The sequence below is a fragment of the Micromonospora matsumotoense genome, assembly GCF_900091525.1.
GTDB classification, from domain to species: domain Bacteria; phylum Actinomycetota; class Actinomycetes; order Mycobacteriales; family Micromonosporaceae; genus Micromonospora; species Micromonospora matsumotoensis.
In genome coordinates, this window is the sequence record NZ_FMCU01000025.1 from 17,854 (window position 1) to 44,069 (window position 26,216).

Annotated in this window: 29 protein-coding genes and 1 riboswitch; of the genes, 24 read left to right on the plus strand and 5 right to left on the minus strand. The window is 73.2% G+C overall.

Translation table 11 applies throughout. The features are described 5' to 3' along the window. Positions 1-117: 117 nt before the first annotated feature. From mihF to GA0070216_RS30145, 10 genes are all read left to right on the plus strand, one after another. Positions 118-435 (plus strand): integration host factor, actinobacterial type, encoded by a 318-nt coding sequence (gene mihF, locus GA0070216_RS30100; RefSeq protein WP_067309448.1) that lies wholly within the window; start codon positions 118-120, stop codon positions 433-435. A gap of 25 nt (positions 436-460) precedes the next feature. Beyond that, complete coding sequence (locus GA0070216_RS30105) at positions 461-961, plus strand: guanylate kinase (protein ID WP_091253179.1); 501 nt, start codon at positions 461-463, stop codon at positions 959-961. 177 nt (positions 962-1,138) lie between these two features. Further along, positions 1,139-1,402, plus strand: coding sequence for a DNA-directed RNA polymerase subunit omega (gene rpoZ, locus GA0070216_RS30110; RefSeq protein ID WP_007075826.1), 264 nt, complete (start codon positions 1,139-1,141; stop codon positions 1,400-1,402). A gap of 14 nt (positions 1,403-1,416) precedes the next feature. Then, positions 1,417-2,625 carry a bifunctional phosphopantothenoylcysteine decarboxylase/phosphopantothenate--cysteine ligase CoaBC gene (coaBC, locus tag GA0070216_RS30115; protein ID WP_091253180.1) on the plus strand — a complete coding sequence of 403 codons (1,209 nt, stop codon included), beginning with the start codon at positions 1,417-1,419 and terminating at the stop codon, positions 2,623-2,625. A gap of 89 nt (positions 2,626-2,714) precedes the next feature. Beyond that, on the plus strand, positions 2,715-3,908 hold the full coding sequence (gene metK / locus GA0070216_RS30120; protein ID WP_091253183.1) for a methionine adenosyltransferase: 1,194 nt from the start codon (positions 2,715-2,717) through the stop codon (positions 3,906-3,908). A 59-nt stretch (positions 3,909-3,967) separates the two neighbouring features. Continuing rightward, a complete protein-coding gene (locus GA0070216_RS30125; protein ID WP_245722833.1) occupies positions 3,968-5,971 on the plus strand; it encodes a primosomal protein N' in 2,004 nt (667 codons plus the stop codon). 190 nt (positions 5,972-6,161) lie between these two features. Further along, on the plus strand, positions 6,162-7,145 hold the full coding sequence (locus GA0070216_RS30130) for an AAA family ATPase (protein ID WP_091253284.1): 984 nt from the start codon (positions 6,162-6,164) through the stop codon (positions 7,143-7,145). A gap of 109 nt (positions 7,146-7,254) precedes the next feature. Further along, positions 7,255-7,815, plus strand: a complete 561-nt coding sequence (def, locus tag GA0070216_RS30135; RefSeq protein WP_091253187.1) for a peptide deformylase — start codon at positions 7,255-7,257, stop codon at positions 7,813-7,815. A 7-nt stretch (positions 7,816-7,822) separates the two neighbouring features. Then, a complete protein-coding gene (gene fmt / locus GA0070216_RS30140; RefSeq protein WP_091253189.1) occupies positions 7,823-8,749 on the plus strand; it encodes a methionyl-tRNA formyltransferase in 927 nt (308 codons plus the stop codon). Beyond that, positions 8,746-10,290, plus strand: a complete 1,545-nt coding sequence (locus tag GA0070216_RS30145; protein WP_245722834.1) for an RsmB/NOP family class I SAM-dependent RNA methyltransferase — start codon at positions 8,746-8,748, stop codon at positions 10,288-10,290. Before fmt ends, GA0070216_RS30145 begins: the two co-directional genes overlap by 4 nt. A 160-nt stretch (positions 10,291-10,450) precedes the next feature. On the opposite strand, the gene GA0070216_RS30150 is transcribed toward GA0070216_RS30145, so the two are convergent. Further along, positions 10,451-11,341, minus strand: a complete 891-nt coding sequence (locus GA0070216_RS30150) for a septum formation family protein (protein WP_091253192.1) — start codon at positions 11,339-11,341, stop codon at positions 10,451-10,453. A gap of 81 nt (positions 11,342-11,422) precedes the next feature. Next, the gene (locus GA0070216_RS30155; protein ID WP_091253194.1) at positions 11,423-12,313 is read right to left on the minus strand and encodes a septum formation family protein; all 891 of its coding nucleotides are present in this window, start codon (positions 12,311-12,313) and stop codon (positions 11,423-11,425) included. A 257-nt stretch (positions 12,314-12,570) separates the two neighbouring features. Between GA0070216_RS30155 and rpe the strand changes: the two genes are divergently transcribed. The 7 genes from rpe (at position 12,571) to ribH (ending at position 18,890) form a co-directional block, all read left to right on the plus strand. After that, positions 12,571-13,251, plus strand: a complete 681-nt coding sequence (rpe, locus tag GA0070216_RS30160; protein ID WP_091253196.1) for a ribulose-phosphate 3-epimerase — start codon at positions 12,571-12,573, stop codon at positions 13,249-13,251. Then, positions 13,217-14,212: a GGDEF domain-containing response regulator gene (locus GA0070216_RS30165; protein ID WP_176739212.1), complete on the plus strand. Its 996-nt coding sequence runs from the start codon at positions 13,217-13,219 to the stop codon at positions 14,210-14,212. The genes rpe and GA0070216_RS30165 overlap by 35 nt, the downstream gene beginning before the upstream one ends. 62 nt (positions 14,213-14,274) lie before the next feature. Further along, positions 14,275-14,445: riboswitch (FMN riboswitch) on the plus strand. A 139-nt stretch (positions 14,446-14,584) separates the two neighbouring features. Beyond that, positions 14,585-15,646, plus strand: a complete 1,062-nt coding sequence (gene ribD / locus GA0070216_RS30170) for a bifunctional diaminohydroxyphosphoribosylaminopyrimidine deaminase/5-amino-6-(5-phosphoribosylamino)uracil reductase RibD (protein WP_091253200.1) — start codon at positions 14,585-14,587, stop codon at positions 15,644-15,646. Between the two features lies 1 nt (position 15,647). After that, positions 15,648-16,421, plus strand: a complete 774-nt coding sequence (locus GA0070216_RS30175; RefSeq protein WP_091253202.1) for a riboflavin synthase — start codon at positions 15,648-15,650, stop codon at positions 16,419-16,421. Then, a complete protein-coding gene (gene pnuC / locus GA0070216_RS30180) occupies positions 16,418-17,113 on the plus strand; it encodes a nicotinamide riboside transporter PnuC (RefSeq protein ID WP_091253205.1) in 696 nt (231 codons plus the stop codon). Before GA0070216_RS30175 ends, pnuC begins: the two co-directional genes overlap by 4 nt. Then, entirely contained in the window at positions 17,110-18,387 is a 1,278-nt protein-coding gene (locus tag GA0070216_RS30185; RefSeq protein ID WP_091253207.1) for a bifunctional 3,4-dihydroxy-2-butanone-4-phosphate synthase/GTP cyclohydrolase II, read from the plus strand. Before pnuC ends, GA0070216_RS30185 begins: the two co-directional genes overlap by 4 nt. A gap of 2 nt (positions 18,388-18,389) precedes the next feature. Continuing rightward, entirely contained in the window at positions 18,390-18,890 is a 501-nt protein-coding gene (gene ribH / locus GA0070216_RS30190) for a 6,7-dimethyl-8-ribityllumazine synthase (RefSeq protein WP_091253209.1), read from the plus strand. A gap of 145 nt (positions 18,891-19,035) precedes the next feature. On the opposite strand, the gene GA0070216_RS30195 is transcribed toward ribH, so the two are convergent. Genes GA0070216_RS30195 through GA0070216_RS30205 form a run of 3 tightly spaced genes read right to left on the minus strand, consistent with a single transcriptional unit; the run spans position 19,036 to position 21,559 of the window. Next, positions 19,036-19,779 carry an amino acid ABC transporter ATP-binding protein gene (locus GA0070216_RS30195; RefSeq protein ID WP_091253211.1) on the minus strand — a complete coding sequence of 248 codons (744 nt, stop codon included), beginning with the start codon at positions 19,777-19,779 and terminating at the stop codon, positions 19,036-19,038. A 32-nt stretch (positions 19,780-19,811) separates the two neighbouring features. After that, on the minus strand, positions 19,812-20,693 hold the full coding sequence (locus GA0070216_RS30200; RefSeq protein WP_091253214.1) for an amino acid ABC transporter permease: 882 nt from the start codon (positions 20,691-20,693) through the stop codon (positions 19,812-19,814). Next, entirely contained in the window at positions 20,690-21,559 is an 870-nt protein-coding gene (locus GA0070216_RS30205; protein WP_091253216.1) for an ABC transporter substrate-binding protein, read from the minus strand. Before GA0070216_RS30205 ends, GA0070216_RS30200 begins: the two co-directional genes overlap by 4 nt. Positions 21,560-21,799: 240 nt before the next feature. Between GA0070216_RS30205 and GA0070216_RS30210 the strand changes: the two genes are divergently transcribed. The 7 genes from GA0070216_RS30210 (at position 21,800) to GA0070216_RS30240 (ending at position 26,139) form a co-directional block, all read left to right on the plus strand. Beyond that, positions 21,800-22,063 carry a phosphoribosyl-ATP diphosphatase gene (locus GA0070216_RS30210; RefSeq protein ID WP_091253220.1) on the plus strand — a complete coding sequence of 88 codons (264 nt, stop codon included), beginning with the start codon at positions 21,800-21,802 and terminating at the stop codon, positions 22,061-22,063. Positions 22,064-22,109: 46 nt separating this feature from the next. Then, positions 22,110-22,955: an ATP phosphoribosyltransferase gene (gene hisG / locus GA0070216_RS30215; protein WP_091253222.1), complete on the plus strand. Its 846-nt coding sequence runs from the start codon at positions 22,110-22,112 to the stop codon at positions 22,953-22,955. Positions 22,956-23,158: 203 nt separating this feature from the next. Beyond that, positions 23,159-23,632 carry a PH domain-containing protein gene (locus GA0070216_RS30220; RefSeq protein ID WP_176739213.1) on the plus strand — a complete coding sequence of 158 codons (474 nt, stop codon included), beginning with the start codon at positions 23,159-23,161 and terminating at the stop codon, positions 23,630-23,632. A 346-nt stretch (positions 23,633-23,978) separates the two neighbouring features. Then, on the plus strand, positions 23,979-24,629 hold the full coding sequence (gene infC / locus GA0070216_RS30225) for a translation initiation factor IF-3 (RefSeq protein WP_091253224.1): 651 nt from the start codon (positions 23,979-23,981) through the stop codon (positions 24,627-24,629). Positions 24,630-24,648: 19 nt separating this feature from the next. Beyond that, positions 24,649-24,843, plus strand: coding sequence for a 50S ribosomal protein L35 (gene rpmI / locus GA0070216_RS30230; protein WP_026267805.1), 195 nt, complete (start codon positions 24,649-24,651; stop codon positions 24,841-24,843). A gap of 32 nt (positions 24,844-24,875) precedes the next feature. Continuing rightward, entirely contained in the window at positions 24,876-25,268 is a 393-nt protein-coding gene (rplT, locus tag GA0070216_RS30235) for a 50S ribosomal protein L20 (RefSeq protein ID WP_091253226.1), read from the plus strand. Positions 25,269-25,299: 31 nt separating this feature from the next. Beyond that, positions 25,300-26,139, plus strand: a complete 840-nt coding sequence (locus GA0070216_RS30240; RefSeq protein ID WP_091253229.1) for a TrmH family RNA methyltransferase — start codon at positions 25,300-25,302, stop codon at positions 26,137-26,139. The last annotated feature ends 77 nt before the right edge of the window (positions 26,140-26,216 follow it).

A 26,216-nucleotide genomic window follows, 5' to 3' on the forward strand; every position in this document is an offset into this window, starting at 1 on the left:
CCGAACGCTAGTTTTCCCCGCGCTGGGAACCACGGACCCCTTTGGTTTTCAGCGACACCACGTTTCACAGAGCGGCGGTGCGTACCGCCCGTCGCGATAGGGACCTGAGGAGAACTGGTGCCGCTCCCGTCACTGACCCCCGAGCAGCGCGCTGCCGCGCTGGAAAAGGCCGCGGAGATCCGCAAGGCCCGTGCTGAGCTGAAGGAGCAGCTCAAGCAGGGCAAGACCACCCTGGCCGCAGTCCTTGCGCGAGCCGAGTCCGACGATGTCGTCGGCAAGCTCAAGGTGTCGGCCGTGCTTCAGGCGATGCCGGGTATCGGCAAGATCCGGGCCACCCAGATCATGGAGAAGCTCAAGATCGCCGACAGCCGCCGCCTGCGTGGCCTGGGCGAGCAGCAGCGTAAGGCGCTGCTTGGAGAGTTCGCCGCCAACTGAACGCCGCAGCAGGTAGAAACAAGCGGTGAGCACGGATGACGAGGCGTGCCCGGCGGCACGACTCACCGTCCTGACCGGACCTTCGGGTGCCGGTCGGGGCGGTGTGGTCGAGGCGGTCCGGGCACGTTCTCCATCCGTGTGGGTGCCGGTTCCGGTGACCACCCGGGCACGTCGCCCCGGCGAGTCCGACGGCGTCGACCGGCTCTTCCGGGAGCCGGCCGAGTTCGATCGGATGATCGCCGCGGGCGGATTGCTGGAGTGGTCCCGGGCCGGGCCGTACCGCCGGGGCACGCCGCGTGCCCCGCTGATCGACCGACTGGGGCGGGGACGGCCGGTGCTGCTTCCGCTGGACCCGCCCGGGGCGCTCGCCGTGACCGCGGCTGTGCCATCGGCCCGGCTGGTGCTGCTGCTCCCGCCCGGACACCGCGCGGACCCGGCCCTGGCGGCCCTCGCCGCGCACACCGTCCACCACGACCGCACCGAGCGCGCCGCCGCTGAGCTGGTAGGCTTGCTCGGTTCGTCCTAATCTGGCTCCCGTCCGACCGCAGACCGTGTTCGAGCGACCGCCTTGTTCGAGCGACCGCCTTGTTCGAGCGACCGCCTTGTTCGAGCGACCAGCCGGGATCGAGCGCCCAGCCGCGTCCGCGCGGCCCGAGCGACCAGCTGCGCTCGCGCGGACACCTTTCAGACGCAGAGGTATTTCGTGGGATCCATCGCCAACCCCGAGGGCATCACCAACCCGCCGATCGACGAGCTGCTCGAGAAGACCACCTCGAAGTACGCGCTGGTGATCTTCGCTGCCAAGCGTGCGCGTCAGGTCAACGCCTACTACAGCCAGCTCGGTGAGGGCCTGCTGGAGTACGTCGGCCCGCTCGTGGAGACCACCCCGCAGGAGAAGCCGCTCTCCATCGCCATGCGCGAGATCAACGCGGGCCTGCTCACCGCCGAGCCGACCGACCAGCCGTAACCCCCGTAGCCCCGATGTCCGCCGAGATCGTGCTCGGAGTCGGCGGCGGCATCGCCGCCTACAAGGCGTGTGAGCTGCTGCGACTCTTCACCGAATCGGGTCACCGGGTCCGGGTCGTGCCGACCGCGTCGGCGCTCCGCTTCGTCGGGGCGCCGACCTGGGCGGCGCTGTCCGGCCAGCCGGTCGCCGACGACGTCTGGTCCGAGGTGCACGAGGTCCCGCACGTCCGGCTCGGCCAGCGGGCCGACCTGGTGGTGGTCGCGCCGGCCACGGCGGACCTGCTCGCCCGCGCCGCCCACGGCCTCGCCGACGACCTGCTCACCAACACCCTGCTCACCGCCCGCTGCCCGGTGGTGCTCGCCCCGGCGATGCACACCGAGATGTGGGAGCACCCGGCCACCGTCGCTAACGTGGCCACCCTGCGGGCCCGCGGCGTCCGGGTGATCGAGCCCGCTGTGGGCCGGCTCACCGGCGCCGACAGCGGCAAGGGGCGGCTGCCCGACCCGGCCGAGATCTTCGCGGTCGCCCGCCGGGCCCTCGCCCGGGGTGTCGACGCCCCCGCCGATCTGGCCGGCCGGCACCTGGTGGTCACCGCCGGCGGCACCCGGGAACCCCTCGACCCGGTCCGGTTCCTCGGCAACCGCTCCTCCGGCAAGCAGGGTTACGCGTTCGCCCGCGCGGCCGTCGCCCGGGGCGCCCGGGTCACCCTGATCGCCGCCAACGTGTCGTTGGCCGACCCGGCCGGGGTCGACCTGGTCCGGGTGGGCACCACCGAGGAGTTGCGCACGGCGACCCTGACCGCCGCCGCCGGTGCCGACGCGGTGGTGATGGCGGCGGCACCGGCGGACTTCCGACCGGCGACCTACGCGACTGGCAAGATCAAGAAGCCGGACGACGGCAGCGCGCCGACCATCGCCCTCGTCACCAACCCGGACATCGCCGCCGAGTTGGGCCGCCGCCGTCGTCCGGAGCAGGTGCTGGTGGTGTTCGCCGCCGAGACCGGCGACGCCGAGGCCAACGGCCGGGCCAAACTCGCCCGGAAACGGGCCGACCTCGTCGTCGTCAACGAGGTCGGCGTCGACAAGGTCTTCGGGGCCGAGACCAACGCGGCCACCGTGATCGGCGCCGACGGCGCCGTGCACCGCCTGCCCGAGCAGGACAAGGAGGACCTGGCCGACCGTGTCTGGGACCTCGTGCTCGCCCGGTGGGCGACCCGGTCCTGAACAGTGGATGCCGACTCGCCCAGTCGTGAGCGGTACGCGAGGGTGACTAGACTGCTGCGGAACGATTATCTAAAGAGCTTAGGAGTGCCGTGACACGCCGCCTCTTCACGTCCGAATCGGTCACGGAAGGCCACCCGGACAAGATCGCCGACCAGATCAGCGACGGAATCCTCGACGCCCTGCTCACCCAGGACCCGCACAGTCGGGTGGCGGTCGAGACCCTGATCACCACCGGTCAGGTCCATGTCGCCGGTGAGGTGACCACCAAGGCGTACGCCGACATCCCGACAATCGTCCGCGAGACGATCCTCGGCATCGGGTACGACTCGTCGAAGAAGGGCTTCGACGGCGCGTCCTGCGGCGTCAGTGTCTCCATCGGCGCCCAGTCGCCGGACATCGCACAGGGTGTCGACAACGCCTTCGAGCTGCGGACCGGGGCGTCGGAGAGCGCGCTGGACGCGCAGGGCGCCGGCGACCAGGGCATGATGTTCGGCTTCGCCTGCTCCGAGACGCCGGAGCTGATGCCGCTGCCGATCGCGCTCGCGCACCGGCTGGCCCAGCGGCTGTCCGCGGTGCGCAAGGACGGGACCATCCCGTACCTGCGGCCGGACGGCAAGACGCAGGTCACCATCGAGTACGAGGGGCTGCGCCCGGTCCGGCTGAACACCGTCGTGGTGTCCAGCCAGCACGCCGCGGACATCTCGCTGGACTCGCTGCTCACCCCGGACGTGCGCGACCACGTCATCGCGCCGGAGCTGGAGAGCCTGGGCCTGGACATCGACGGCTACCGGCTGCTGGTCAACCCGACCGGCCGGTTCGAGATCGGTGGCCCGATGGGCGACGCCGGGCTGACCGGTCGGAAGATCATCGTCGACACCTACGGCGGGTACTCCCGGCACGGTGGCGGCGCGTTCTCCGGCAAGGACCCGTCCAAGGTGGACCGCTCCGCCGCGTACGCGATGCGCTGGGTGGCCAAGAACGTGGTCGCCGCCGGCCTGGCCGAGCGCTGCGAGGCGCAGGTCGCGTACGCGATCGGCAAGGCCCACCCGGTCAGCCTCTTCATCGAGACCTTCGGCACCGAGACGGTGCCGGTGGCCGCGATCGAGAAGGCGGTCGGTGAGGTCTTCGACCTGCGACCGGCGGCCATCATCCGGGATCTCAACCTGCTCCGCCCGATCTACCAGCAGACTGCGGCCTACGGCCACTTCGGCCGGGAGTTGCCGGAGCTGAGCTGGGAGAGCACCGACCGGGCGGCCGACCTGAAGTCGGTAGCGGGCGCCTGACCGGCACCACGCCCAGCGACCGGCGACCCGCAGACGGGTCGCCGGTCGCTCGGGTTTGCGTGGATGTCCCGTTGCCGCACCTCGACCGTCCCTTCGACTATCTGGTCCCCGCAGGTCTGGCCGACGTCGCGGTGCCCGGGGTCCGGGTCAAGGTCCGTTTCGCCGGCCAACTGGTCGACGGTTGGCTGCTGGAACGTGTCGACGCCTCGGCGCACGGCGGCAGGTTGGCATACCTGGAGAAGGTGGTCTCCCCGGAGCCGGTGCTGGCCGCCGAGGTGGCCGGGCTGGCCCGGGCGGTCGCCGACCGCTACGCCGGCAACCTCGCCGACGTGCTCCGGCTGGCCGTCCCGCCCCGGCACGCCCGGGTCGAGAAGGAACCCCGCACCGTCCCCGAGCCGGCTGGCACCGATTCGGCCGGCATTGAGCCGGCTGGCACCGGTCCGGCCGGCATTGAGCAGGCTGGCACCGGTCCGGGCGGCGGAGCGGCGGTGGCACCGCGTCGGACCGTGCCCGACCCGCGCGGGTGGCGGGACTATCCGGCCGGCCCGGCATACCTGACGGCGCTCGCCGACGGGCGGGCGCCCCGGGCCGTCTGGTCGGCGCTGGCCGGGGAGGACTGGGCGGCCCGCTACGCCGACACGGTCGCCGCCACCCTCGCCGGAGGGCGGGGCGCGCTGGTGGTGGTGGCCGACGCCCGGGACCTCGACCGGCTCGACGCGGCGTTGACCGCGTTGCTCGGCCCCGGACAGCACGTGACCCTCTCGGCGGCGCTCGGCCCGGCCCGTCGCTACCGGGCGTTCCTGGCCGTCCGGCGGGGCGACGTGCCGGTGGTGATCGGCACCCGGGCCGCCATGTTCGCCCCGGTGGCGCGGCTCGGCCTGGTGGCGATCTGGGACGACGGGGACGACCTGCACGCCGAGCCGCGCGCGCCCTACCCGCACGCGCGGGAGGTGCTGCTCACCCGGGCCCGGCTCGGCGAGGCCGCCGCGTTGGTCGGCGGCTGGACCCGGACCGCCGAGGGGCAGTTGCTGGTGGAGACCGGCTGGGCCCGTGAGGTGGTCGCGGACCGGGCGACCCTGCGGGCGCGTACCCCGGCCATCGCCCCGACCGGCGACGACCCGCAGTTGGCCCGCGACCCGGGGGCCGCGACGGCCCGGCTGCCCAGCCTGGCCTGGACCACCGCCCGGGACACCCTGCGCGCCGACGCGCCGGTGCTGGTCCAGGTGCCCCGCCGGGGCTACCTGCCGTCGGTCTCCTGCGCCGACTGCCGGACCCCGGCCCGCTGCCCGCACTGCGCCGGCCCGCTGGCGTTGCCCGCCGCCGACGCCCCACCGGCCTGCCGTTGGTGCGGCCGGGTCGCTGCCGCGTACGCCTGCCCGCAGTGCGGTGGGCGGCGGCTTCGGGCGGCGGTCACCGGTGCCCGGCGAACCGCCGAGGAGTTGGGTCGGGCCTTTCCCGGGGTGCCGGTGCGCACCTCGGGCCGCGACGAGGTGCTGACCGACGTCCCGGCCGGCGCTGGACTGGTCGTCGCCACCCCCGGCGCCGAGCCGGTGGCCGAGGGGGGGTACGGCGCGGTCCTGCTGCTGGACTCCTGGGCCCTGCTCACCCGGGCCGATCTGCGGGCCGGCGAGGAGACCCTGCGCCGGTGGCTGTCCGCCGCGGCCCTGGCCCGACCCGCTCCGGCCGGTGGGAAGGTGGTGGTGGTCGCCGACGGCGCGCTCGCCCCGGTGCAGGCGTTGCTGCGCTGGGACCCCGGCTGGTTCGCCGCCCGGGAGTTGGCCGAGCGCCGGGAGTTGGGTTTCCCCCCGGCGGTGAAGATGGCCAGCGTCACCGGCGGCGCGGACGCGGTGGCCGACCTGCTGGCTCAGGCCCGGCTGCCTGACGGGGCGGAGGTGCTCGGCCCGGTCCCTGCCGATCAGGACCGGGAACGGATGCTGGTCCGGGTGCCCCGGTCCCGGGCCGCCGCGCTGGCCGAGGCGCTGCACACCGCGGCCGGGGCACGCAGCGCCCGCCGGGCTGCCGATCCGGTCCGCCTCCAAGTCGATCCGCTCAGCCTCTTCTGAGTCACCAGTCAGTGTCGGGAAGCGCCTGGCCAGTCGTCCGTCGCACACCGCGTGCGGCGGGAGGCGACAGGCCGCGTGATAGCATCGCCCGTCATACCCGGGCGCACGATGGCGCGACGAAGGCGGAAGCGCGTCGGATCTACGCCGGATCGATGAAGTCAAGCAGCCGGTGAGCAGGGGTGGACCAGTGGTGACCGTTCGTCAGTCGATCGTCTTCAACGGTGACCTCGGCAGCGGCAAGAGCACCGTCTCCGTCGAGATCGCCCAGCGGTTGGGCCTGCGCCGAGTCAGCGTCGGCGATCTCTACCGGCAGATGGCGCAGGAGCGGCAGATGACCGCCCTCCAGCTCAACCTGCACGCCGAGCTGGACCAGGCCGTCGACGGCTACGTCGACCAACTCCAGCGCAACATCGCCGCCTCCGGCGAGTCGCTGGTGATGGACTCCCGGCTGGCCTGGCACTTCTTCACCGACGCGCTCAAGGTGCACATGATCACCGAGCCGGCCGAGGCGGCCCGACGGGTGCTGCTGCGTCCGTCCGGCCCCGCCGAGAGCTACACCTCGCTGGACGAGGCGGAAGCCAAGCTGCGCGAACGCAGCGAGAGCGAGCGGAACCGGTTCATCCTCCGCTACGGCGTCGACAAGGCCCGGCTGCGCAACTACGACCTGGTCTGCGACACCACCCGGGCCTCCGCCGAGGAGGTCATCACGCACATCATCGACGCGTACGAGGGCCGGCTCGGTGCCGACGTGCTGCGCGACGCCCCGCCGCTGCTGCTGCTGGACCCGGCCCGGGTCTACCCGACCGAGGACGTCACCACCCTGCGCGGGCTCGACGGGTCCGAGTTCGTCGGAGACCTGGCGGCAGCCGGCGACGAGACCCTCGAACCGCTGCGGATCGGCTTCACCGGCGAGTACTTCTTCGTGGTCGACGGGCACCGCCGGCTCAGCGCCGCCCTGCGCAACGGCTTCCCGCTGGTGCCGGCGCACCTGGTCGCCGAGGTGGACGAACCGGTCGTCGGCGGGACGAGTGCGGTCGACTACTTCGCCAGCCAGGTCCGCCCGAGCCTGGTCCACGACTGGGAGGCCGCCCACGGCACCCGGCTCCCGCTGCCCGCGCACGCCCTGCTCGGCGGGGACGCCGTGCTCGCCGGCGAACCGGGCACCAGCGCCTGAGCCGGCGTCACGGCCCGATCCCGACCCGTCGCGGTACGCCGGCCGGCACCCCCTCGGCACTCCGTAGACTGGTACGGCACCACGCCGTCCAACGAAGGAGCCACCCCGCGTGACCGTCCAGCCCATCCGTCTGTTCGGGGACCCGGTGCTGCGCACGCCGGCCGATCCGGTCGTCGACTTCGACGTCGAGCTACGTAAGCTCATCGCCGACCTCACCGACACGATGCGCGACCGTGGCGGCGCCGGGCTGGCCGCGCCCCAGCTCGGGGTGAGCCTGCGGGCCTTCACCTTCGAGGTGGACGACGTGCTCGGCCACCTGGTCAACCCGGTGCTGGAGTTCCCCGACACCGAGGAGCAGGACGGCCCGGAGGGCTGTCTGTCGATTCCCGGGCTCTACTTCGACACCAAGCGCCGGCAGAACGTGATCGCCAAGGGCTTCAACGGCTACGGCGACCCGATGCAGATCGTCGGCACCGGGCTGATGGCGCGCTGTGTCCAGCACGAGACCGACCACCTCGACGGGGTGCTCTTCCTCGACCGGTTGGACCCGGCCGGCCGCAAGGAGGCGATGAAGGCGATCCGCCAGGCCGACTGGTACGACGCCGCCGCCCCGCCCACGGTCAAGGTCAGCCCGCACGCCGCCGGCGGCCCCTTCGGTCTGGGTCGGTGACCCGCCGATGCGTCTGATCTTCGCCGGTACCCCGGCCGTCGCCGTCCCCGCCCTGGCCGCGGTGCACGCCTCCGGGCACGACCTGGTGGCCGTGGTGACCCGCCCCGACGCGCCCGCCGGCCGGGGCCGGGGTGTGCTCCGCTCGCCCGTCGGCGCCTGGGCCGACGAGCACGGCGTCGAGGTGCTCACCCCGGCCCGGCCCCGGGAGCCCGAGTTCCTCGACCGGCTCGGCGCGCTGGCACCCGACTGCGTGCCGGTCGTCGCGTACGGCGCGCTGGTGCCCCCGACGGCGCTGGAGATCCCCCGGTTCGGCTGGATCAACCTGCACTTCTCGCTGCTGCCCGCGTGGCGTGGCGCGGCGCCCGTGCAGCACGCGGTGCTGCATGGCGACGAGCTGACCGGGGCCAGCGTCTTCCAGTTGGAGCAGGGGCTGGACACCGGCCCGGTCTACGGCACGCTCACCGACGAGGTCCGCCCCACCGACACCTCCGGCGACCTGCTGGAGCGGCTCGCCCACTCCGGTGCGGGGCTGCTGGTGGCCGTCCTGGACGCGATCGAGGCGGGCACCGCGCGGGCCGAGCCGCAGCCCGCCGACGGGGTCTCGCTGGCCCCGAAGCTGACCGTGGACGACGCCCGGGTGCGCTGGACCGACCCCGCCTTCGCGGTGGACCGGCGGGTCCGCGCGTGCACCCCGGCACCCGGCCCGTGGACGACCTTCCGGGGCGACCGGGTCAAGCTCGGCACGGTGACACCGGTCGGCAACGGCCCCGATCTGAAACCTGGAGAACTGCTGGTGGAGAAATCCCGCGTGTGGGCCGGCACGGCGACCGTGCCCGTGCAACTCGGTGAGGTACGCGCGGCGGGCAAGCGGGCCATGCCGGCGACCGACTGGGCGCGTGGCGTACGGGTCGGTGCCGGGGAGGAGTTCGCGTGACCGGGCCGACGCACCGACCCGAGCGTCCCGTCGACGGCGCGCGGCGCGAGCAGCGCGGCGACGACCGGCGGCCCGAGCGGTCGGCCGGCGGCTTCCGGGGGGACCGCACCGCCCGCACCGGCGGGTGGGGTGACCGGGGTGGCGCCGACCGGTGGGGCGGGCGACCCGGCCGGCCGGTCCGCCCGGCGGTGGACCTGCCCCGCTACGCGGCGTACCAGGCGGTCGCGGCGGTGCACCGCGACGACGCGTACGCCAATCTGGTGCTGCCGGCGATCCTGCGCGAGCAGGGGCTGACCGGGCGGGATGCCGCCTTCGCCACCGAGCTGACCTATGGCACGCTGCGTCAGCTCGGGACCCTGGACACGATCCTCACCGCCGCGGCCGGCCGGGACGTGGAGCGGATCGACCCGCCGGTGCGCGACGCGCTGCGGCTCGGGGCCTACCAACTGCTGCACACCCGGGTGCCGGCGCACGCGGCCGTGTCGTCCACGGTCGACCTGGTCCGCACGGTGGGGGAGGGCGCCACCGGGTTCGCCAATGCGGTGCTGCGCGAGGTGGCCGGCCAGGACCTCGACGCCTGGGTGACCAAGCTCGCCCCGTCCCCGGCGGCCGACCCGATCGGCCACCTGGCCGTGACCTACAGCCACCCGCAGTGGATCGTGCGGGCCTTCGCCGACGCCCTCGGCGGTGACCTGGGCGAGGTCACCCGGCTGCTGATCGAGGACAACGAGCGCCCGCCGGTGCACCTGTGCGTCCGTCCCGGCCGGGCCGACGCGGTGGAGTTGGCCGACGAGGTCGGCGGCGCCCCGGGCGCGTTCTCCCCGTATGCGGTCTATCTGTCCGGTGGTGCCCCCGGTGACCTGCCGGCGCTGACCGACGGTCGGGCGCACGTGCAGGACGAGGGCTCCCAGTTGGTGGCGAACGCGCTGGCGACGGCCCCCCTCGACGGCCCCGACGGCCGCTGGCTGGACCTGTGCGCCGGTCCCGGCGGCAAGGCCGGCCTGCTCGGCGCGCTCGCCGCGCAACGGGGTGCCCGGGTGACCGCGGTCGAGGTCTCCGAGCACCGCGCCCGGCTGGTCGAGCAGGCCACCCGGGGTCTGCCGGTGAACGTGCTGCACACCGACGGCCGTACCGTCGGGGCGGACCCGAACCTGCCGGAGGGGCACTTCGACCGGGTGCTGGTCGACGCCCCGTGCACCGGGCTGGGTTCGCTGCGTCGCCGCCCCGAGTCGCGCTGGCGGCGGCAGCCGTCGGACCTGCCACCGTTGACCCGGTTGCAGCGGGAACTGCTCGCCGCCGCGCTGCGGGCGACCCGCCCGGGTGGTCTGGTCGCCTATGTGACCTGTTCCCCGCACACCGTGGAGACGCACGTGACGGTCACCGAGGCCGCCCGCCGTGCCGGTGTGGCGGCGGACTTCGTCGACGCCCGCACCCTGCTCCCGCCCGGCATGCCCGGCCTGGGCGACGGGCCCACCGTCCAACTCTGGCCGCACCGCCACGGCACCGACGCCATGTTCCTGGCCGTCCTCCGCCGCGACTAACCCCCTGCTCTTCTCCCTCCCCCCGCCCACCCCCGCCCGACCTCGGTGATCAAGAGGTTTACGTCAGGATCGCGCTGGCGGATGACGCAAACCTCTTGATCAACCCGCTTGGGTGGGTGGGGCGGCGGGGGCGTGGGGGAGCGGGGGTGGGTGGGTGGGGTTAGCGGAGGGGGAGGGAGTGGGGGCCGGCGTTCTTGAGGGTGCGGGTGAGGGTGCGGTCGGAGAGCCAGAGGAAGCACTGGACCCCGTGGTTGCCGCTGCGCCACTCGCGCTCGACGGGGTGGTAGTAGATCGAGCCGGCCCGGAGCTTCAGGTCGCCGTTGTCCGGCACTCCGGTGTGCCGGGCGATCAGGCCGAGGCAGCCCCGGTGGGTCCGGTCGGCGGTGCGGCGGAACTCGGCATAGCTGACGTCGGGGGCCTGCCACACGCCGACGAACTCCGCGTGGTGCGGGGCGGTGCAGGAGACCGCCTTCATCGCCCGCACGTCGTCCCGGGTGACCTTCGGGTTGAAGCAACCGAGCCCCAGGCCGGTGTCGTCGGCCAGGGCGCCCCGCAGGCTCCCGGTGCGGGGGCGGATTCCCGGCTCGTCGATGCTGCTGATCTCGCCGAGGTCGCAGCGGAACCAGCGGGCCCCGCCGGTCCAGCCCTGCGCCGAGGGCAGGACGACGGTCAGGCCGAGCCGACCGGCCCGCCAGTCCGCGCCGATCTCCCGGCGTACCTCCCGGTCGCACTCGGCGCGGACCGCCCGGACGGCGGGTGAGCCGGTCGCCGGGGGAGCGGTCAGCCCGGCCGGTGCCCCGGTCAGGATGCCCACGTGCATCGTCTCGGTGTGGTGGGTGCCGGCACAGTCGACCGGGTTCCCGCCGCTGAGGTAACCGACGTCCTGCACCCCGGTGTGGCAGACGCCCTCGGTGGGGACGAAGACCTGCGGCACGGCCAGCGCCGGCCACTCGTCGGTCAGGTCACGGTCGACCCCGGCCGGGGTGACGCAGCCCGCCAGCGCCAGCGCCGCCGCGGCGACCGTCGCGACCGCTGTCCCGCACCGTCGCATGGCATCCGCCCCCGTTCGTCACCGGCATGGCGTCGGTCCGTCGCGACGACGTCACGGTGCGGCAGCTTACGGCACCGGGGCTCAGATCGCGGGTAGTCCCTTGGGGCCGGCGCCGCGCATCGAGCGGGTCAGCTTCCGGTCGTCGCTCCACAGGAAGCAGCGGATCCCCCGGTCGCCCTCATCCCACTCCCGCTGCGACGGTGGATAGAAGATCGACCCGGCCCGGTACGGCAGGTCGCTGTTGTTGGGCACCTCGGCGAACCCGGCGATCAGCGCCATGCACCGCCGGTGCACCCGCTGGTTGGCGCGACTGAAGTCGGCCCAGCTCAGGTCGCTGCGTTCCAGATAGACGCCGACGAACTCGGCGCGGTGCGGCTCGGAGCAGAGCACCGGCGCCATGTAGTTGAGGTTGTTGCCGATCAGCTTGGGATCGAAGCAGCGGTGGCTGAGTGGATTGTCACCGACCATCGCCCCCCGCAGGCTGCCGATGCGGTTGACCGGCCGGGTGTTGTCGATGCTGTCGGTCTCGCTGAGGTCGCAACGGAACCAGCGGGCACCGCTGTTCCAGGCCGAGTTGGACGGCAGCGCGATGTTCATGGTGAGCCGGGCCGAGTGCCAGTCACCGCCGAGCACGTCCCGGGCCCGTTGGTCGCACTCGGTGCGGGCGGGGCGCAGCGCGGCGGACCCGGGCTCGGGCCGTTCACCCCGGACCACCGCGCCGGTGAAGGTGCCGACGTGGATGGCTTCGGCCAGGTGGCTGCGCGCACAGTCCACCGTCTCGTAGGTGCCGGCCTGCACCACGGGGGTTATCCGGGGCAGGCAGGCGTCGGTGGCGGGCACGAACGACTGGGCCACCGGCAGCACCGGCCAGTCGTCGAGCAGGTCACCGTCGGCATTGTGCTGCGGTACGCAGCCGCTGAGCGCCACCGTCACCGTGCCGGCCAGCGCCAGCGCTACGAGCCACCGTCGCATCGTTCGCCCTTCCCGGGGAATGACGGTCCGTCGCTGCGCCCGCGTGGCGTTGCCCGCCGCCGGGCGAGCAGCATACGTGACCATCCTTGATGGAGTGTTGCGGTTTCGGAGCCGTTCGGCCAGTCGGCACTGGCTCTTCGTCCCCCACTCCCGCCGAGGGGAGCTGATGTTGCACCATGGGTCACGCCTGGATCACAGGACGTCGCACATGGTGCCGCGCTGTCCGCAGCGGGTGGCCGCGTTCGTACACTTGCCCTGTGACCGTACCGCCGTCGATCATCGCGCCCAGCATCCTCGCCGCCGATTTCGCCCGCCTCGCCGATGAAGTCCGCGCCGTCGAGGGCGCTGCGGACTGGCTGCACGTCGACGTGATGGACAACCACTTCGTCCCCAACCTGACCATCGGCCTGCCGGTGGTACAGAGCCTGCGGGCGGTGACCCGGCTCCCGTTCGACGTGCATCTCATGATCACCGACCCGCGGCGGTGGGCACCCGGGTACGCCGATGCCGGCGCGTACAACGTCACGTTCCACGCGGAGGCGTGTGACGACCCGGTCGCCCTGGCCAAGGATCTCCGCTCGGCCGGCGCGAAGGCCGGGTTGGCGATCGACCGGGACACCCCGATCGAGCCGTACCTCGACCTGCTGCCCAGCTTCGACACCCTGCTGATCATGACGATCAAGGCCGGGTTCGGCGGGCAGCGGTTCATCCCGCAACTGCTGGACAAGGTGCGGGCGGCCCGGCGGCACGTCGACAGCGGCCATCTGGAGTTGCGGATCGAGGTCGACGGCGGGATCGCCGCCGACACCATCGAGCAGGCCTCGGCGGCCGGCGCGGACGCCTTCGTCGCCGGCACCGCCGTGTACGGGGCGGCCGACCCGGCCGAGGCGGTCCGCCGTCTGCGTGGGCTCGCGGAGCGCGCGGCCTCCGGCGCCTGAGGTGGAACCGGCAGGTGACCGTCCCGACGTGATCCTGGTCGTCGACGACGACGAGGACATCGCCCGCTTCGTCGAGTTCAACCTGCGGCTGCACGGCTTCGAGGTGCTGCACGCCGGTGACGGCCAGGAGGCCCTCGACATGATCGAGCAGCACCGGCCGGACCTGGCCGTGGTGGACCTGATGATGCCGCGCATCGACGGCCTGGAGCTGACCCGCCGGCTGCGGGCCAACCCGATCACCTCGGCGCTGCCGGTGATCATGCTGACCGCCAAGGGAATGACCGTGGACAAGGTGCACGGGCTCAGCGCCGGTGCCGACGACTACCTGGTCAAGCCGTTCGACACCGCCGAGTTGGTGGCCCGGGTCAGCTCCACGCTGCGCCGCAACAAGGAATTCCGCGAGGTCTCCCCGCTGACCGGCCTGCCCGGCAACAGCCGCATCCGCCGGGAGATCAGCGACCGGGTACGCAGCGGCGTCGACTACGCCGTCGGTTACATCGACATCGACCGGTTCAAGAGCGTCAACGACCGGTACGGCTTCGTCCGGGGCGACGAGTTCATCTCCGCGCTGGCCCGCAGCCTGCACCGGGCGGTGGTGGCGATCGGGCTGCCGCCGGCCTTCCTCGGCCACGTCGGCGGCGACGACTTCGTGATCGTCTGCGCCCCCGAGCAGATCCGGCCGCTGACCTCCCGGTCGGTGGTCGACTTCGAGAAGTCCGCCGACACCCTCTACGACCCGACCGACCGGGAGCGCGGCTTCGTCGAGCTGAAGGACCGCCGGGGCAACATCCGGCGGGCAGCCCTGGTCACGCTGTCGATCGGCGTCTCGCTCTCGGACGCCCGGAAGCGCTTCACCGACCCCCTGGACGCGATCGCCGTGGCCAGCGAGATGAAAACGGTCGCCAAGAGCCAACCGGGGTCATACGTCGCGGTGGACCGCCGACGCGCCGACGGGGTGTGAAGTAGCACGCTGGAGGTGGCGGACCTCCCGGGGGAACGTGTAAGACTTCGCATGTACCCACCACGCGCTGGCGGGGCTCGGTGAAATTCCGAACCGGCGGTGATCCACGGTCAACGTGGTAAGCCCGCGACCCGGACGGCTCTGCCGCCCGGTGGACCTGGTGAGAATCCGGGGCCGACGGTGGGGGAGCGGTTCGTCCGCACCCCCGACAGTCCGGATGGGAGACAGCGCGCGGGCGGGGCGGCCCTGCGCGGGCGTCATCCGGCTGCGCGTGGGCTCCCCGGGGGCGGCCCTGCCGTTCCCGGTTCCGCCGCCGCCTGCCCGCTCCTCCCGTACCGCCCGCGCACGGACCGGCGAGGGAGAGGGCAGGGCATGGGCGGCGTCTCCGTGGACGAGGCGATGCGTCGTGCCATCGAGCTGGGCGCCCGGGGCCTCGGCACCACCAGCCCCAACCCGGTGGTCGGGTGCGTGCTGCTCGACCCCGACGGCACCGTCGTCGGGGAGGGCTTCCACGCCTACACCGGTGGGCCGCACGCCGAGATCGTCGCGCTCGCCCAGGCCGGCGAGCGGGCCCGGGGCGGCACCGCCGTGGTCACCCTGGAGCCCTGCGACCACACCGGTCGCACCGGCCCGTGCAGTCACGCGCTGATCCGCGCCGGGATCGCCCGGGTCGTCGTCGCCGTGCCCGACCCCAACCCGGTCGCCTCGGGCGGTGCCGCCACCCTGCGCGCCGCCGGGGTGCGGGTGGAGTTCGGGGTACGCGCCGACGAGGCCGAGGCCGGCAACGTCGCCTGGCTGACCTCGATGCGGCGGGGCTGGCCGTACCTGATCTGGAAGTACGCCGCCACCCTCGACGGGCGGTCGGCGGCGGTCGACGGCAGCAGCATGTGGATCACCTCCGAGGCCGCCCGGATGGACGTGCACGCGCTGCGCGGCACGGTGGACGCGGTCATCGCCGGGGTGGGCACCGTGCTCACCGACGACCCCCGGCTCACCGCCCGCAACCTGCGCGACGGCACCCTGGCCATCCGGCAGCCGCTGCGGGTGGTGGTGGACAGCGCGGGGCGTACCCCGGCCGACGCCCGGGTCCGCGACGGCGCCGCCCGGACCTGGATCGCCACCGTCGCGGAGGTCGGCGCCGGCCCGGACGGCCGGGTCGACCTGCCGGCCCTGCTGGCCGAACTGCACCACCGGGGGGTACGCGCCGCGCTGCTGGAGGGCGGCCCCCGGCTGGCCGGGGCGTTCCTCGCCGCCGGGCTGGTCGACCGGGTCGTCGGCTATGTCGCGCCGAAGCTGCTCGGGGGCGGCCCCACCGCATTGATCGACGCCGGTGTGACGACCATCGCCGACGCCATCGATCTGGAACTCACCGACGTTACCCGGGTCGGGTCCGACCTGCGGATCACCGCGCTGCCCCGGAAGAGGGAGGCCTGAGATGTTCACCGGCATCGTCGAGGAGTTGGGCGAGGTCGTCCGGATCGCCGACACCGGGGGTGACTCGGCGCTGGTCGCGATCCGCGGCCCGCTGGTCACCTCGGACGCCCGGCACGGCGACTCCATCGCGGTCAACGGGGTCTGTCTGACCGTGGTCGAGGTCGACGGCGGGGTGTTCACCGCCGACGTGATGGGGGAGACCCTGCGCCGCTCGGCGCTCGGCGGGTTGCGCCCCGGCGACCCGGTCAACCTGGAGCGGGCCGCCGCGCTGAACAGCCGGCTCGGCGGGCACCTGGTGCAGGGCCACGTCGACGGGGTCGGCGAGGTGCTCTCCCGGGAGCCGGCCGCGCAGTGGGAGACGCTGCGGTTCCGGCTCCCCACCACCCTGGCCCGGTACGTGGTGGAGAAGGGTTCGATCACCGTCGACGGGGTGTCGTTGACCGTGGCGGCGGTGGGCGACGACTGGTTCACCGTCGGGTTGATCCCCACCACCCTCGGCCTCACCACGCTCGGCGCCCGGGGCGTCGGCGCCCCGGTCAACCTGGAGGTGGACGTGCTGGCCAAGTACGTCGAACGCCTCCTCGACGCCCGGCTGGCCGGTGGCGGCCCGCCGCCACCCGCCGCCCCCCACGGCCTGGTGGCCGAGAACGCCGGTGGCCCGGTGGTGGCCGGGGGCGCCGGTGGCCCGGTGGTGGCCGGGGGCGCCGGTGGCCCGGTGGTGGCCGGGGGCGCCGGTGGCCCGGTGGTTCCGCCGGTCGGCGGGGGTGCGCGGTGACCGGCCCGATAGGTTGGCTGCTCGACGCCCAGGTGCAGGTCGTCGGTTCCCCGGTGCTGGTCCGGGAGATCGTCGGCAACGGCTTCGGGCTGGTCTCGGCGCTGCTCGGGCTGCGCCGACTGGTCTGGGCCTGGCCGGTCGGCATGATCGGCAACGGGTTGCTGTTCACCGTCTTCCTCGGCGGGGTGTTCGCCACCCCGCAGGCGCACGACCTCTACGGCCAGGCCGGCCGGCAGGTCTTCTTCTTCGCGGTCAGCGTCTACGGCTGGTGGCGGTGGTCGCGCAACCGCCGCCACGGCGGGGCCGGCGCGGCGGTCAGCCCCCGCTGGGCCACCGGCCGGGAACGGCTGGGCCTGCTGGTCGCCGCCGTCGTCGGCACCGCGCTCGGCTATCCGCTGCTCGCCGCGCTCGGCTCGTGGGGGCCGTTGCCGGACGCCTGGATCCTCACCGGCAGCCTGCTGGCCACCTACGGCATGGCCCGGGGGTGGGTGGAGTTCTGGCTGGTCTGGATCGCCGTGGACGCGGTCGGCGTACCGCTGCTGCTGCGGGGTGGTTTCTATCCCTCGGCGGCCATGTACCTGGTCTACGGCGCCCTCTGCGTCTGGGGCTTCGCCGCCTGGTGGCGCAGCTCGCGGGCCACCCGCCCGGCGTCCGCACCGATCCCGCCCACCTACTCGGAGGTCGTGGCATGAGCACGCGCGCGGTCACCTTTGCCCGCATCGAGGAGGCGGTGGCGGACATCGCCGCCGGCCGGCCCGTCGTGGTGGTCGACGACGAGCACCGGGAGAACGAGGGCGACCTTATCTTCGCCGCCGAGCTGGCCACCCCGGAGCTGCTCGCCTTCATGGTCCGCTTTACCTCTGGTTACGTCTGCGTCCCGCTGACCGAGTCGGAGTGCGACCGGCTGGACCTGCCGCCGATGCACCACACCAACCAGGACCGGCGCGGCACCGCGTACACGGTGACCGTGGACGCCCGGGAGGGGGTCAGCACCGGCATCTCCGCCGCGGACCGGGCGCACACCATCAGGCTGCTCGCCGACCCCGGCACCGACCCGACGGACCTGGCCCGTCCCGGTCACGTGGTGCCGCTGCGGGCCCGCGAGGGCGGGGTGCTGCGTCGACCCGGGCACACCGAGGCGGCGGTCGACCTGACCCGGCTGGCGGGACTGCGGCCCGCCGGGGTGCTCTGCGAGCTGGTCAACGACGACGGCACCATGATGCGCCTGCCGGATCTGGAGAAGTTCTGCGTCGAGCACGCGCTCACCCTGGTCACCATCGCCGACCTGGTCGCCTACCGGCGGCGGCACGAGAAGCAGGTGGAGCAGGTCGCCGAGGCCCGGATGCCCACCCCGTACGGGGTGTTCCGGGCGCTGGGCTACCGGGCCGAACACGACCCGGCCGAACACGTCGCGCTGGTCTTCGGCGAGCTGGGCGAGGGCGACGACGTGCTGGTCCGGGTGCACTCCGAGTGCCTCACCGGGGATGTCTTCGGCTCGTTGCGCTGTGACTGCGGGCCGCAGCTGCAGGCGTCGCTGGCCCGGGTCGCCCGGGAGGGGCGGGGGGTGGTCCTCTACGTGCGCGGGCACGAGGGGCGCGGCATCGGGCTGCTGCACAAGCTCCAGGCGTACCAGCTCCAGGACCAGGGCCGCGACACCGTGGACGCGAACCTCGACCTGGGGTTGCCCGCCGACGCCCGGGACTACGGCACCGGCGCGCAGATCCTCTACGACCTGGGTGTGCGGTCGATGCGGCTGCTCACCAACAACCCGGCCAAGCGCGCCGGCCTGGAGGGGTACGGGCTGACCATCACCGGCCGGGAGGGGCTGCCGGTCCGGCCGCACCCGGAGAACGTGCGCTACCTGCGGACCAAGCGGGACCGGATGGGCCACCTGTTGGACGAGCTGGACGAGGTGACGGAGGCCCCGATGGGTCGTCCCGTCCCCGGCGACGAGATCGGAGCATGACCATGGCGGGTTTCGGTGAACCCGGAGTGACCCCGGTGGACGCCGCCGGGCTGACCGTCGGGGTGGTGGCGGCGCGCTGGCACGGCGAGCTGACCGACCACATGCTCGACCGGGCGGTGGCCGCCGCGCAGGCGTGCGGGGCGCGGGTCGTGACGGCCCGGGTGGCCGGCTCGGTGGAGCTGCCGGTGGTGGCGCAGGCCCTGGCGCGGCGTTGCGACGTGGTGGTGGCGCTGGGCGTGGTGGTGCGGGGCGCGACCGCCCACTTCGACTACGTCTGCCGGTCGGTGACCGACGGGCTGACCCGGGTCGCCCTGGACGAGGGCAAGCCGGTGGCGCACGGGGTGCTGACCGTGGAGACCCTCGACCAGGCCCGCGACCGGGCCGGGCTGCCCGGCTCGGCCGAGGACAAGGGCTGGTCGGCGACGGTGGCCGCGCTGGACGCCGCGCTGGCGGTCCGCGACGTCACCACCGCCAACGGCCACCGCGTCGGCTTCGCCGGCTGACCGCCCCCGACCCGGCCGCCCCCGATCCGGCCGGGCTCGTGGGCTGGGGGCGCGCCTGTCGAGGCAATGTTGCGGTGTCCGGTGGACGTGGACACCGCAACTCGCCCCACCGGAGTCGATCTTGCGCTGCGGTCTGAGGCGGGCCCTACAAACGGCCGGCGTCGATGATCCGCTTGAGGAACTGGCGGGTACGCGGCTGGGTCGGCTCGCCCAGCACCTGGGCGGGCGGCCCGGCCTCGACCACCCGACCGGCGTCGAGGAAACAGACCTGGTCGGCGACCTCCCGGGCGAAGCCCATCTCGTGGGTGGCCAGCACCATGGTCATCCCGTCCGCCTTCAGGTCCCGGATCATCGCCAGCACCTCCCCGACCAGCTCCGGGTCGAGTGCCGAAGTGACCTCGTCCAGCAGCATCAGCCGGGGCGAGTTGGCCAGCGCCCGGACGATCGCCACCCGCTGCTGCTGGCCGCCGGAGAGCCGGTCCGGGTAGGCGTCCGCCTTTGCGCCCAACCCCACCCGGTCGAGTAGGTCCCGGGCCTGCGCCTCGGCCTCGGCCCGCTCCCGCCGGTGCACCCGGCGCGGGGCGAGGGTGACGTTGTCCAGCACGCTCAGGTGCGGAAACAGGTTGTACGACTGGAAGACCATGCCGATGCGGCGGCGGACCCGGTCGGGGTCGACGCGGGGGTCGGAGATCTCCTCGCCGTCCAGCGTGATGGTCCCGTCGTCCAGCTCCTCCAGCAGGTTGACGCAGCGCAGCAGGGTCGACTTGCCCGACCCGGACGCGCCGATCAGGGCGACCACCCGGTGTTCCTCGACGGTCAAGTCGAGCCCGTCGAGCACCACCTGGCCGGCGAACTCCTTGCGCAGCCCCCGGCAGGTCAGCACGGCCATCTCGACCTCCGACGGGTCGGCACCGTCATCTCTCAGCTTCCGCTCTGGCGTCGGGCCGAGCGCAGTGTCACCCAGTCGGTGACCGCGATCAGCGGAATGGCGAGCAGCACGAACAGCACCCCGGCCAGGATGTACGGGGTGTAGTTGAAGGTCTGCGCGGTGGCGATCTGGGCGGCCCGGACCGCGTCGATCGGGCCGGCCAGGGAGACCAGGCCGACGTCCTTCTGCAACGCCACCACGTCGTTGAGCAGCGGCGGCGCGACCCGCCGGACGGCCTGCGGCAGCACCACGTGCCGCATGGTCTGCCGGTAGGTCAGCCCCAGCGAGCGGGCCGCCGCGAGCTGGCTCGGATGGATCGACTCGATACCGGCCCGGAACACCTCCGCCAGGTAACCGCCGTAGGTGAGCACCAGCGCCAGCCCGCCGAGCACCAGCACCGGGGGCATGCCCTGCAACCGCAGGCCGGGCACGCCGAGGGTCAGCACGTACAGCACGATGATCAGCGGCAGGCCCCGGAAGGTGTACGTGTAGCCCGCCGCGAGCGCGCGGACCGGGAAGAAGACCGGGCCCCGCAGGGTGCGCAGCAGCGCGATCAGCAGGCCGAGCAGCAGCGCCCCGACGGCGCAGCAGACCAGCAGCCGGACGTTGAGCCACAGCCCGGCGAGCACCTCCGGCAGGGCGTCCCGGGCGATCTCCGGGTCCAGGAACGACCGGCGGACCCGGTCCCAGCCGGGTGCGCCGGTGACCGCGACGACCAGCAGCGTGCCGAGCGCCGCCGTGGAGGCGGCGGCGACCAGCACGCTGCGGGTCGTCTGCCGACGCCGGTACGCGGCCCGCCGCCGCTGGGCCGCCGAGGGGGTGCGCTGCCGGAGCGCGGCCGGGCTGTCGTGGTGGGGTGCTGGTGCCCGGGTCACTGGAGTTCGGTCGCCCCCGCCACCTGGGTGAGCCACTTCTGCTCCAGCTGCTTGAGCGTGCCGTCCCCGGAGAGCTCGCCGACCGTCTTGCTGACGCAGAGGGTGAGCGGGGAGTCCTTGTCCAGCAGCAGCCCGAACGCCTCCGGGGCACCCACCTGCGGCAGTTGGCCGACGATGGTGGCCTCGGGGAGTTCCGACCCGGTGATGTAGAACGCGGTCGGCAGGTCGACCACCAGGCCGTCGAGCTGACCGTTCTGCAGGGCCTTCTTGGCGTCGTCGTTGCTGTTGTAGACCTGCGGCTTCACCGTCGGCTGGATCAGCGCGGTGATCGCCTGGTAACTGGTGGTGCCCACCTGGGCGCCGAGCTTGGCGTTCTTGAGGTCCGCCACCGACTTCTTCCCGGCGATCTTCGACGACTTGAGCGCGATGACCGTCTGCCGCACCAGGTAGTACGGGGCGGAGAAGTCGGCCGCCTGCTTGCGTTCCTCGGTGATGGAGAACTGGTTGATGTCGAAGTCGAAGGTCTTCGGGCCGGGGGCGATGGCGGTGTCGAACTTGACCCGGGTCCAGGTGACGTCCCCTGGGGTGTACCCGAGCTTCCCGGCCACCGCGTACGCGACGGCGGCCTCGAAGCCCTCGCCGCTGTCCGGCTTGTTGCCCTTGAACCACGGCTCGTACGCGGGCTCGTCGGTGGCGACGGTGAGCTTGCCCGGCGTCCGGGTCTTCAGGCTGTCCTTGGCGCAGGTGGCCGCCGTGGGGACGGCGTCGGGGGTGGGGGTGACTTCCTGGGGTGCGCATCCGGCCACGGCGACGAGGAGAACGGCGGCGGTGGCGGCGGCGCGGGTACGTGAGCTGCTGCTGACCATGGCCGCCAGGATAGAGAAGAGCGCCGATCCCTCGAAGGGTGTCCCATCAGGTAGATGAGAGATCGATGTCCAAACGTGTCCGGCCCGTTGCCGGCGTACCGTCCGGTGGCCCCGGCTGGGGTGTCGTGCCGCCGGGCGGCCGGGCGTGTCCCAGCCTGCGGGAACCCGGCGGTGGGCAGCGCGACTCGCCCGGACCCCGGAGCGCACGGCGTCGGTGGGTGGCTGGAAGAATCCGGTCCCGTGAAGACGTTCGAGGAGTTGTTCGCCGAGCTCCAGGCCAAGGCCGCCGCCGGCACGCCGGGCTCGGGCACGGTCGACGCCCTGGCCAAGGGGGTGCACTTCGTCGGCAAGAAGGTCGTCGAGGAGGCGGCCGAGTCGTGGATGGCCGCCGAGCACGAGGGACCGGAGCGTACCGCCGAGGAGATCTCCCAACTGCTGTACCAGGTGCAGGTGCTGATGCTGGCCAGCGGTCTGGAGTTGGAGGACGTCTACCGACATCTGTGAGTGCGCCCGCGTCGTTGATCTGATCCGATCGAAGGAGCACTCCGTCATGTTGCGTGTCGCCGTACCCAACAAGGGCGCCCTGGCCGAGAAGGCCGCCCAGATGCTGCGCGAGGCGGGCTACCGCCAGCGCACCGACCCCAAGGACCTGGTCTGCCCGGACGAGGCCAACGACATCGAGTTCTTCTACCTGCGGCCCAAGGACATCGCCACCTACGTCGGCTCGGGTGACCTGGACGTCGGGATCACCGGCCGGGACCTGCTGATCGACTCGGGCGCCCCCGCCGAGGAGGTGGTCGACCTGGCGTTCGGCCGGGCCACCTTCCGCTTCGCCGCCCGCCCGGAGGACGTCGGCGACGTCCAGGAGCTGGGCGGGCACCGGATCGCCACCGCGTACCCGGGGCTGGTCGAGCGGTACCTCGCCGACCTGGGGGTCAAGGCCGACGTGATCCGGCTCGACGGCGCGGTGGAGAACGCCATCCGGCTCGGGGTCGCCGACGTCGTCGCCGACGTGGTGGAGACCGGCGCGACGTTGCGCCAGGCCGGGCTGGTGGTCTTCGGGGACCCGCTGCTGCGCTCCTCGGCGGTGCTGGTGCGGCGGGCCGGTGCGCCGGGGCACCCGCAGGCGGAGCAGTTGCTGCGCCGGCTGCACGGGGTGCTGGTGGCCCGCCGCTACGTGATGCTCGCCTACGACGTGCCGGCCGGTCTGCTCGACCGGGCCAGCGCGCTCACCCCGGGCATCGAGTCGCCGACGGTCTCCCCGCTGCACCGGGAGGGCTGGGTCGCCGTGCAGGCGATGGTGCTCCGCGACGACGTGCACCGGATCATGGACGAGCTGTACGAGTTGGGTGCCCGCGCCATCCTGGTCACCAACATCCACGCCTGTCGGCTCTGATCCGGCCACTGCCCGCGCTCCGCCACCGCCCGGCCCGTCCGGTCGCCGCGCCATGATCCACTCAACCGGGCCGACGGGGCGGTGTCGACACCACGCTGACACCGCCCCGTCGGCCCGGTGGCGAACGTCCCCCGGCACGGCCCCGCCCAGGTCGGTCGGGTGGCGGCGCGGGGGTGGGCTGCGGCGGGTGGCAGACTGGACCGGTGAGCGACACCGAGTTGATCCGCCTCAAACCGCGCCGCATCCGGGTCGTCTGCTGGGCCTCGGCGGTCGCCCTGCTGGTGGTGTTGAGCCTGGTGGCGACGTCGCTGACCGGGGCGACCGGCGAGGGCTACGGCACCTTCCAGCGCGGTGACCAGTTCGCCATGGTCGGTCTCGGGGTGCTCGGCGCGCTCGGCCTCCTGCTGTTCACCCGGCCCCGGGTCGAGGCGGACGCCCGGGGGGTCCGGGTGCGCAACGTGATCGGCGCGTACGAGCTGCCCTGGGAGGTGGTCCGGGGGGTGCGCTTCGACCGGGGTGCGCCGTGGGCCAGCCTGGAGCTGCACGACGACGACCTGCTGCCGATGGTGGCCCTCCAGGCGGCCGACAAGGAGATCGCGGTCGACGGGGTGCGGGCGCTGCGCCGGCTGCACCAGGCCCATCTGGCCCGCCTCGGTGGCGCATCGACCCCGGGCTGAGGGTTTCCCACCCCCACTGACCTGCGGGCCCGGTTTGGGGATGGCTGGGGCCGGGGTGTAGTGTTGCCGAGTCGACCAGACTGCCTCCGCCTTTGGCGGCCCGGCGGTCCCGAAGCGGAGCGCCTGCTCCCACCCGAGTTGCCCCAGTCGGTGGCCGGGTCCGGTCACCGGTTCCGGGCATGTCCCGGTCCCGGATGCGCGATCATATGATCGTGCCGACCGGTCGAGCGGGCCCTGGCATGTGCCGGGGCCTTCTGCTTTCCGAGTCGTCCCCACCCGGGGGCCGCGCGGAGTCGGCCACACAGCAGACTCGACTCGAGGAGGCCCCATCAGCGTCGAACCACGCGTGAACGAGCAGATCCGGGCACGTGAGGTCCGACTGGTCGGCCCTGAGGGTGAGCAGGTGGGCATCGTCCCGCTGGAGCGCGCCCTGCAGCTGGCCGCGGACGTCGACCTGGACCTGGTCGAGGTTGCGCCGATGGCGCGCCCGCCGGTGTGCAAGCTCATGGACTTCGGCAAGTTCAAGTACGAGAGCGCACTCAAGGCGCGCGAAGCGCGGCGTAACCAGCAGCAGACCGTCATCAAGGAGATGAAGCTCCGGCCGAAGATCGACCCGCACGACTACGAGACCAAGAAGGGTCACGTGGTGCGGTTCCTCAAGGCGGGTGACAAGGTCAAGGTGACGATCATGTTCCGCGGTCGCGAGCAGAGCCGCCCGGAGCTGGGTTACCGGCTCCTGCGCCGGCTCGAGTCCGAGATCACGGACCTGGGATACGTCGAGGCCGCTCCGAAGCAGGACGGTCGAAACATGATCATGGTCCTCGCTCCGCACCGGGCCGTCAAGGCCTCCGCGGTCGCCGCCACGGCGTCCCGCACCGGTCCCCGGGACCGGACCGGGGACGAGTCCGCGCCGTCGGCAGACGGCGAGACCCCGGTGGTCGGCGAGACCGCAGCAGCCGGCGAGACCGGCCCGACCGCTGACACCAGCGGCCAGTAACAGGGAGAAGACGTTCCACATGCCGAAGATGAAGAGCCACACGGGTATGGGCAAGCGGGTCAAGGTGACCGGCAAGGGCAAGATCGTTGCCCAGCAGGCCGGCCTTCGCCACAACCTGGAGAAGAAGCCGTCCACCCAGACCCGGCGGCTGACCGGCACGGTCGAGCTGGCCAAGGCCGACGTCAAGCGCATCAAGAAGCTGCTCGGCCGCTGACGCGCGCCACCTTTACCTAACAAGGAGTTGAGATGGCACGCGTCAAGCGGGCTGTGAACGCCCAGAAGAAGCGTCGTACCCTGCTGGAGTCCGCGAGCGGTTACCGCGGTCAGCGCTCCCGGCTGTACCGCAAGGCCAAGGAGCAGGTGCTGCACTCGATGCAGTACGCCTACCGGGACCGTCGCGACCGCAAGGGCGACTTCCGGCAGCTCTGGATCCAGCGCATCAACGCTGGCGCCCGGGCCAACGGCATGACCTACAACCGGCTCATCCAGGGCCTGCGCCTGGCCGGCATCGAGGTCGACCGCAAGATCCTGGCCGACCTGGCCGTCCACGACGCCGCGGCGTTCGCCGCGATCGTCGAGCTGGCCCGGGCCGCCGTGACGGCCGAGGGCACCGGTGGCGCCGCGGCCCAGGCCGCCTGACCCGTCCCGGCAGCAGATCGAGGCGTCTCCCATGCAGTCACCAGCGCACGGGAGACGCCTCGACGCCGTCACCGGCCCGTTCACCCCGCGTACCCCCAGGGTGGTCGCCGCCCGCCGGCTGCACCGGCGTCGGGACCGCGACACGGCCGGCCGGTTCCTCGCCGAGGGCCCGCAGGCGGTCCGCGAGGCCCTCGACCGCACCGACACGGTGGTGGAACTCTTCGGCACCCCGACCGCCCTGGACCGGCACGCCGACCTGGCGGCCCGCGCCGCCCGCGCCGACCTGCCGGTCTCCGAGATCACCGACGAGGCCCTGGCCGCGTTGACCGAGACCGTCGCCCCGCAGGGGCTGGTCGCCGTCTGCCGGCACCTCGACGTGCCGTTGCGGACCGCCCTGGCGCGCGGACCGCGCCTGGTCGCGGTGCTCGCCGGCATCCGTGACCCGGGCAACGCCGGCACCGTGCTGCGCACCGCCGACGCGGCCGGCGCGGGCGTGGTGGTCTTCGCCGGTGACACCGTCGACCCCTACAACGGCAAGTGCGTGCGGGCCTCCGCCGGCAGCCTCTTCCACGTCGACGTGGTCCGCGCCGCCGACCCCGGCGCGGCGGTCGCCGGGCTCCGCGCCGCCGGGCTCACGATTCTCGCCACCACCGGGTACGGCGACAGCGACCTCGACGACCTCGTCGACCACGGCCGGCTCGCCGCCCCCACCGCCTGGCTGTTCGGGGCCGAGGCGCACGGCCTGCCCGAGGAGTTGACCGCGGTCGCCGACGCCCGGGTCCGGGTGCCGCTGCACGGGCGGGCCGAGAGCCTGAACCTGGCTGCGGCTGCCGCCGTCTGCCTGTACGCTTCAGCCCGAGCACTGCGCTGACCCCGGTCAGGCGCACACCCAGCAGGGGAGTCGGTCACGTGAGGAACGCGCCACGGCGTTCGTTTAGCCAGCCCGCC

Coding starts and splice junctions, on each gene's coding strand:
- fmt (WP_091253189.1), top strand. CDS start 7,823: ATGCGTCTGATCTTCGCCGGTACCCCGGCCGTCGCCGTCCCCGCCCTG.
- GA0070216_RS30240 (WP_091253229.1), top strand. CDS start 25,300: ATGCAGTCACCAGCGCACGGGAGACGCCTCGACGCCGTCACCGGCCCG.
- ribD (WP_091253200.1), top strand. CDS start 14,585: ATGGGCGGCGTCTCCGTGGACGAGGCGATGCGTCGTGCCATCGAGCTG.
- GA0070216_RS30185 (WP_091253207.1), top strand. CDS start 17,110: ATGAGCACGCGCGCGGTCACCTTTGCCCGCATCGAGGAGGCGGTGGCG.
- rpmI (WP_026267805.1), top strand. CDS start 24,649: ATGCCGAAGATGAAGAGCCACACGGGTATGGGCAAGCGGGTCAAGGTG.
- GA0070216_RS30195 (WP_091253211.1), bottom strand. CDS start 19,779: ATGGCCGTGCTGACCTGCCGGGGGCTGCGCAAGGAGTTCGCCGGCCAG.
- coaBC (WP_091253180.1), top strand. CDS start 1,417: ATGTCCGCCGAGATCGTGCTCGGAGTCGGCGGCGGCATCGCCGCCTAC.
- GA0070216_RS30175 (WP_091253202.1), top strand. CDS start 15,648: ATGTTCACCGGCATCGTCGAGGAGTTGGGCGAGGTCGTCCGGATCGCC.
- hisG (WP_091253222.1), top strand. CDS start 22,110: ATGTTGCGTGTCGCCGTACCCAACAAGGGCGCCCTGGCCGAGAAGGCC.
- ribH (WP_091253209.1), top strand. CDS start 18,390: ATGGCGGGTTTCGGTGAACCCGGAGTGACCCCGGTGGACGCCGCCGGG.
- rplT (WP_091253226.1), top strand. CDS start 24,876: ATGGCACGCGTCAAGCGGGCTGTGAACGCCCAGAAGAAGCGTCGTACC.
- GA0070216_RS30205 (WP_091253216.1), bottom strand. CDS start 21,559: ATGGTCAGCAGCAGCTCACGTACCCGCGCCGCCGCCACCGCCGCCGTT.
- GA0070216_RS30150 (WP_091253192.1), bottom strand. CDS start 11,341: ATGCGACGGTGCGGGACAGCGGTCGCGACGGTCGCCGCGGCGGCGCTG.
- GA0070216_RS30155 (WP_091253194.1), bottom strand. CDS start 12,313: ATGCGACGGTGGCTCGTAGCGCTGGCGCTGGCCGGCACGGTGACGGTG.